This window comes from Mycobacterium sp. GA-1199, from assembly GCF_001500045.1.
Classification (GTDB): domain Bacteria; phylum Actinomycetota; class Actinomycetes; order Mycobacteriales; family Mycobacteriaceae; genus Mycobacterium.
In genome coordinates this window covers 127,294-133,660 of sequence record NZ_LQIX01000004.1, presented here as the reverse complement: position 1 = coordinate 133,660, position 6,367 = coordinate 127,294, and the positions used below count along the sequence as shown (strand labels likewise).

General features: G+C 68.4%; 4 protein-coding genes. 2 read left to right on the top strand and 2 right to left on the bottom strand.

Features of this window, described 5'->3' with window-relative positions; all coding sequences use genetic code 11:
- Positions 1-31 precede the first annotated feature (31 nt).
- Positions 32-1,945, bottom strand: a complete 1,914-nt coding sequence (locus AU198_RS05075) for an ABC transporter ATP-binding protein/permease (RefSeq protein ID WP_064346406.1) — start codon at positions 1,943-1,945, stop codon at positions 32-34.
- A 90-nt stretch (positions 1,946-2,035) separates the two neighbouring features.
- On the bottom strand, positions 2,036-3,655 hold the full coding sequence (locus AU198_RS05070) for an FAD-dependent monooxygenase (protein WP_064346405.1): 1,620 nt from the start codon (positions 3,653-3,655) through the stop codon (positions 2,036-2,038).
- A gap of 19 nt (positions 3,656-3,674) precedes the next feature.
- Here AU198_RS05070 and AU198_RS05065 point away from each other — a divergent pair, with 19 nt between their 5' ends.
- Positions 3,675-5,327, top strand: a complete 1,653-nt coding sequence (locus tag AU198_RS05065) for an acetolactate synthase (protein ID WP_064346404.1) — start codon at positions 3,675-3,677, stop codon at positions 5,325-5,327.
- Between the two features lie 144 nt (positions 5,328-5,471).
- Complete coding sequence (locus AU198_RS05060; protein ID WP_064346426.1) at positions 5,472-6,314, top strand: GNAT family N-acetyltransferase; 843 nt, start codon at positions 5,472-5,474, stop codon at positions 6,312-6,314.
- Positions 6,315-6,367 lie beyond the last annotated feature (53 nt).

Sequence of the window (6,367 nt, the reverse complement as noted above, 5' to 3'; positions counted from 1 at the left end):
GGGGGTAGGGAGCCGGTCGGGCGGGCGCGCGTTAGACCTTTGCCGGTTCGTCACCCTCGACGCGGCCCAGTCGCCAGTCGCCGTCGCCCAGCAGCTCGAGTTCGTGGGTGTGGTGCTGTTCGACTGTGCTGCGGTGGCTGACGCTGACCAGGATGGTGTCGGGCAGCTCGGTGCGGACCAACTGGTAGAGCATGAACTCCAGACCTTCGTCGAGCGCGGAGGTGGACTCGTCGAGGAACACCGCTTTGGGTTTGGTCAGCAGGATCCGCGCGAACGCGATGCGTTGCTGTTCGCCGGGGGAGAGCACCTTGGCCCAGTCGTCGACCTCGTCGAGACGGTCGGCGAGGTGCGGCAGCGCCACCTTGTGCAGCATGTGGCGCAACGTCCGGTCGTCGATCTCGCCGACCTCGTTGGGGTAGCTGACGACGGTGCGCAGGTCGCCCAGCGGCACATAGGGCATCTGCGAGAGGAACATCGTCTCGTTGGGTCCACACGGCCGGGTCAGCCGTCCCGAGGTGAACGGCCACAGCTGCGCGAGGCTGCGCAGCAGGGTGGTCTTGCCGCTGCCCGACTTGCCCGTGACCACCAACGAGTCGCCGACCTCCAACCGCATGTCGAGCGGCCTGATCAGTTGTCGGCCATCGGGGGTGCGGACTTCGACGGCGGACAGTTCGACGGTGCCGTCCACGCAGGGCGCGGTGGTCAGCTCGGGCAGCGCCCGACCCTCGTCGTTGGCGACCACCAGGCCGTGCAGCCGGATGATCGCCGCCCGGTAACCGGCGAACTGGTCGTAGACGTTGCGGAAGAAGGACAGGCCCTGCTCGATGTTGCCGAAGGCCGCCGCGGTCTGGCTCATCGCGCCGAGCGTGATCTCACCGGTGAAGAACCGGGGGAACTGCAGCAGATAGGGCGGCACGACGATGATCTGATCCATCGACAGGTTCCAGCCGTAGAAGCCCATCATGCGGTTGATGTAGCGCTTGTAGTTGCTGACGACGGGCGCGAACAGCCGCCGCAGCCCGGACCTTTCGGCCGCCTCGCCGCGGTAGAAGGCGACCCCCTCGGCCGCGTCGCGCAGCCGCACCAGCGCATAGCGGAAGGCTGCGTTGAACTTCTCGTTGTAGAACGACAGCCAGATGATCGGCCGCCCGATCCAGAACGCGAAGACCGAAGCGAGCAGGACGTACGCCAACAGGATCCAGAACATCGCCCGCGGCACGTCACCGATGATCGGCAGCGCGAGCGTTCCCGACAGGTTCCACAGGATCGCGGTGAACGAGATCATCGAGACGATCGCACTGACCGCGCCGAACAGCAGCGTGGCGGTCGAGGTGTTGTTGGGTGTGTTGGGCAGCCCGCCGACCCCCGCGGTGAAGATGTCGATGTCGTACTGGATGCGCTGGTCGGGGTTGTCGATGGTGTCGTCGATGAATCGGCCGCGGTAGTAGGCCTTGTCGTCCAACCAGTCACCGGTGAGGCGGTCGGTGAGCCAGACCCGCCAGGCCAACATGAACCGCTGGGTCATGAAGAGGTCGAGCATGATCCGCGCGACGTGGATGACGGCCAGGATCGCGAAGACCATCATCGACAGCCAGAACCCGTCCCTGCCGGAGTTACGGATGGCGTCGTCGCCACTGCCCAGGCCGGACGCCACCACCTGGAAGCTGGTCATCATGTCGTTGCCCTGGTAGGTGAACAGCACCGTCAGGCGGACTCCGATGATCACCGAGAGCAGCAACGCGCCAAGCCACAGCCAGACCTTGACGCTTTCCGGCCCCTTGAAGTAGTCGCCGGTGATGCGCCAGAACTGACGGCCCCACACGGTGAACCTGGCGATGAGCACCAAGACGATCAGAGTGCACACCGCCGCGATCGCCCAACCCCGCGCGATCCACACCAGCGACGTCCACAGTTCACTGCCCCAGTCCAGCGTCGGGGTGAACATTCCCTCATTCACTCCGGCAAGGTACCTTCTCTGAGCGCCGCAGGCGTTTCAGAAGGACCATCCGCGGGTCGCCAATGTGGCGACCTGCGCTCACCGTGCGAATGTCGCGCGCAGATGGGCCGCCAAGGCCTCGGCGTCGACATGCGCGGCCGTAAAGCCGAGGTAGCCGTCGGGTCGCACCACGAACATCCCTCGCTCGCCGCAGCCGTAGGCGCGGGCGAACTGTCCGTCGGCGTCGCGGACGAGGGGTAAGGCCGTATCGGTGACGTCGGCGTCGGGCGCGGCGATGAGGTACACGGTCATGCGCTCGCCGGTGACCGTCATCGCTGTTGCGGCGGCGCGTTCGAAGTCCGCCACGTCAGCGGCGCCGCGCCCTGGACCCGCGTACAGCAGCGTGGTGTGGTGGCGGCCGAAGAGCTGGAACAACCGAAGTGGCCCGGTGACGGTGTCGCGTACCAGCCCGGCCGCGTCGTTCGCGCGTCGCCCCGCACCCGCCGCGACGATAGGGCTGTCCGCGTAATCGATGAGCAACTGCGCCTCGCGGCGGATCACGTACTGCGGATCGGTGGAGTCGGCGCCGATGCCGTCGCGGGCGCTGCGTACGGTGCGTCCCACCACGTCCTCGCCGACCGGCCGGCGTTCGGCGTCGTAGCTGTCGAGCAGATCCGGCGCCGCGGCGCCCGACACCGCCAACGCCAGCTTCCACGCCAGGTTGTGGGCGTCCTGAATGCCGGTGTTCATCCCCTGCGCGCCGGTCGGCGGGTGGATGTGCGCGGCATCACCGGCGACGAAAACCCTGCCGCGCCGGTAGGTATCGACGAGGCGGTGGCTGATCCGGAACACCGACGACCAGCGCAGGTTGCGCGCCGTCGCCGGTTCGGGAGAGAGCCGATCCAGGACGGCCTGGATGTGATGCAGTTCGGGTGCGCGGGCGGCCTCGAAACCATGCACGACGCCCGCGGCGGGGGCGCTCCCCAGTTCGTCGGGCACCAGCATCGACATCCGGTACCGGCGGTGATCCGCGTCCGCCCGGGCACCGATGGGCGACGGCAGCGGTATGCACACCAGCAGATCGTCGGTGGTGCCACCGGTCTGGTGCATCGCCCGGATGGCGTAGCCGCGCGGCAGCGACCAGTCGACCTCGACGTCACCGAGCATGTACTGCTCGGCGAACGCACCGCCCTCGAAGGTCAACCCCAACGCCTTGCGCACCATGCTGTGGGCGCCGTCGGCGCCGACGAGGTAGCGGGCGCTCACGGTGCGTTCACTGCCGGCGCTCAGTGTCGCGGTCACGCCATCGCTGTCCTGGTCGAAGCCGGTCAGTCGCCACCCACGCTCGACGCGGACCCCGCGTGCCGCGAGTTCGTCACCCAGGATGCGCTCGGTAGCGTACTGAGGAATCGCGACGAACCCGAAGGGCACGTCGGCGGGAACGTCGAAGTCGACCTGCGCGACCCGCACGCCGTTGACGTAGACCAGCTGACCGTGTATCGGAACTGCCGCGTCGAGGATCGGGCCCAGGATGCCCATGCTCTCGAACACCTCGAGTGAACGCGGTTGCACCCCAACCGCTTTCGCGTACAGCGGTGGCACGGGGAGCGGGTCCACGATACGGCAGTCGATGCCGCGCCTGGCCAGTTCGATCGCCGCGGTGAGACCCACCGGACCGGCACCGGCGATCAACACTTGCGTTTCCTCGGGTCTCGGCACGCCTGATTATGCTGCCATCATGAGCACCGACGCGCCTGCTCCCTCCGCCGTGAACGCCGGCCATCTGATCGCTCGCCGGTTGCGCGCCAGCGGGATCGACACGGTGTTCACGCTTTCTGGTGGGCATCTGTTCTCGTTCTACGACGGTTGCCGGGCATCAGACATCCGGCTCATCGACACTCGCCACGAGCAGACCGCCGCGTTCGCCGCCGAGGGCTGGTCCAAGGTGACCCGCGTGCCGGGCGTCGCGGCGTTGACGGCCGGGCCCGGCGTCACGAACGGTATGAGCGCGATGGCTGCCGCGCAGCAGAATCAGTCGCCGCTGGTGGTTCTCGGCGGTCGCGCACCGGCGATGCGATGGGGTCAGGGCAGCCTGCAGGAGATCGACCACGTCCCGTTCGTCGCGCCGCTGACTCGCTTCGCCGCGACCGCGGAGTCGCCAGATGCCGTTGCGGAACTGGTCGATGACGCGCTGCGGGCCGCGGCCGGGGCAGCAGGAGGGCCCTCCGGTGTGTCGTTCGTCGATTTCCCGATGGACCACGTGTTCAGCGAGGCCGCCGACACCGGCGCCCCGGGTGCGCTGGATGTACCTGCCACGGCGGTGCAGGCCGACGGCGACGCGGTGACCGTCGCGCTGGGCCTGCTGGCCAAGGCGCGGCGGCCGGTCATCATGGCCGGGACCAACGTCTGGTGGGGTCGCGCCGAGACGGCACTGCTGAATCTGGCCGAGTCGCTTCGAATCCCGGTGCTGATGAACGGCATGGCCCGCGGCACCGTCCCCGCCGACCACCAGCTCGCATTCTCGCGTGCACGGTCAAAAGCGTTGAAGCAGGCCGATGTTGCGCTGGTGATCGGTGTGCCGCTGGACTTCCGGCTGGGCTTCGGGGGTGTGTTCGGGTCCGAGACCGCGCTGATCGCCGTCGACCGTTGCGTGCCGGAGCGACCGCATCCGCGACCGGTCGCTGCCGGCTTGTACGGCGACATCACCGCTACGTTGTCCGCCCTTTCGGCAGCCGGCGCGCACGATCACGAAGCCTGGATCGCCGACTTGCGTGCCACCGAGACCGCGATGCGAACCTCCGAGGCCGATGAGTTGCGCGATGACCGCACGCCGCTGCACCCCATGCGGGTGTACGCAGAGATCAGCGCCATGCTCGATCGCGACGCGATCGTGGTGGTCGACGCCGGCGACTTCGGCTCCTATGCCGGCCGCGTGATCGACAGCTACGTGCCCGGCGCCTGGCTCGACAGCGGCCCGTTCGGCTGCCTGGGTTCGGGGCCGGGCTACGCCCTGGCCGCCAAGCTTGCCCGGCCCGATCGCCAGGTGATCCTGCTCCAGGGCGACGGTGCGTTCGGGTTTTCCGGCATGGAGTGGGATACCCTGGTACGGCACGGAATTCAGGTCGTATCCGTGATCGGCAACAACGGCATCTGGGCGCTCGAGAAGCATCCGATGGAAGCGATCTACGGGTATTCCGTGGTGGCCGACCTGCGGCCGGGCACCCGGTACGACCAGGTCGTGACCGCGCTCGGCGGGCATGGCGAGTTGGTGTCGACGCCCGCCGAACTGCGGCCCGCCCTCGATCGGGCCTTCTCCTCGGCGCTGCCGGCGGTGGTGAACGTACTGACCGATCCGACGGTCGCGTACCCCCGTCGCTCCAACCTGGCCTGACTTCTCTCCAGCCCCTTCTGCCGCGAGCGTGCGGGTCTGCACACGACCCGCCGCGAAATCTCAGCACTTCGGGCACGTTCGCGGCGGCGCGAGCGCGACGAAAATCGCTCGACCCGTTCGGTCTTCGCGGCCATGCTGGGGCTCATGGAGGTGCGCATTCACGACTCTGCCGACGAGTTTCGCGCGATCGCCGAGCCGGTGTACCGGCGCGACCCGATCGCCAACACCATCGAGCTCACGGTCCTTGCCGCCGCGATGCCCGACGACGCGCTGTTGCTGTCGGTGTGGCGGGATTCGGAGGTGGTCGGCGTCGCGCTGCAGACCCCGCCATACCCGTTGGCGTGCAACGGTATTCCGATAGGGTGCGCTGGCATCGTCGCCCGTGATCTCCGTCGGAGACGGCCCGATCTGATCGGGGTCCGCGGTTCACGTGAGGTCGCCGTCGCGATCGCCGACGCCTGGCGGTCGCACGGCGAATGTGCGGGCAGCGTCACGCTCGAAGAGCGGCTCTACCGGTTGGGGACCCTGCGGCCGCCGGCCGGCGTTGCGGGGGTGCCGCGATGGGCAGACGAGACCCATCGCGCGGTGTTGATCGACTGGGTGGAGCACTTCTCCGCCGAGACCTTCGGCCATCCTCGCGACGACACCGCGGGGGCTCGCTTCGTCGACGCGGCCGCCGACCGGGCTGACCGGTTCCTGCTGTGGGACGTCGACGGCACAGCGGTCAGCACGGCGCTGCTGCGTGCGCCCGCGGCGGGGGTGTCGCGCATCGGCCCGGTTTTCACGCCCGCGGACCGCCGGACCAACGGCTACGGCTCGGCCGTCACCGCCGCGGCCGCACAGGCCTCACTGGACCGCGGCGACGTGGCGGTGGTGCTGTTCACCGATCGTGCCAATCCGACCTCGAACGCGATCTACCGGAAGATCGGCTTCGAGCCGGTGTCAGAATTCGCGCGCATCGACTTCCGCACGGTCGACCAACCGTGAACGTGCGCAGACTGCTGCAGAAATGCGGCGTGTCGCGAAGCGGACACGCACGC

Excerpts from the sequence above, each read along its gene's own strand:
- AU198_RS05075 (WP_064346406.1), bottom strand. The coding sequence starts at position 1,945 with ATGTTCACCCCGACGCTGGACTGGGGCAGTGAACTGTGGACGTCGCTG.
- AU198_RS05060 (WP_064346426.1), top strand. The coding sequence starts at position 5,472 with ATGGAGGTGCGCATTCACGACTCTGCCGACGAGTTTCGCGCGATCGCC.
- AU198_RS05065 (WP_064346404.1), top strand. The coding sequence starts at position 3,675 with ATGAGCACCGACGCGCCTGCTCCCTCCGCCGTGAACGCCGGCCATCTG.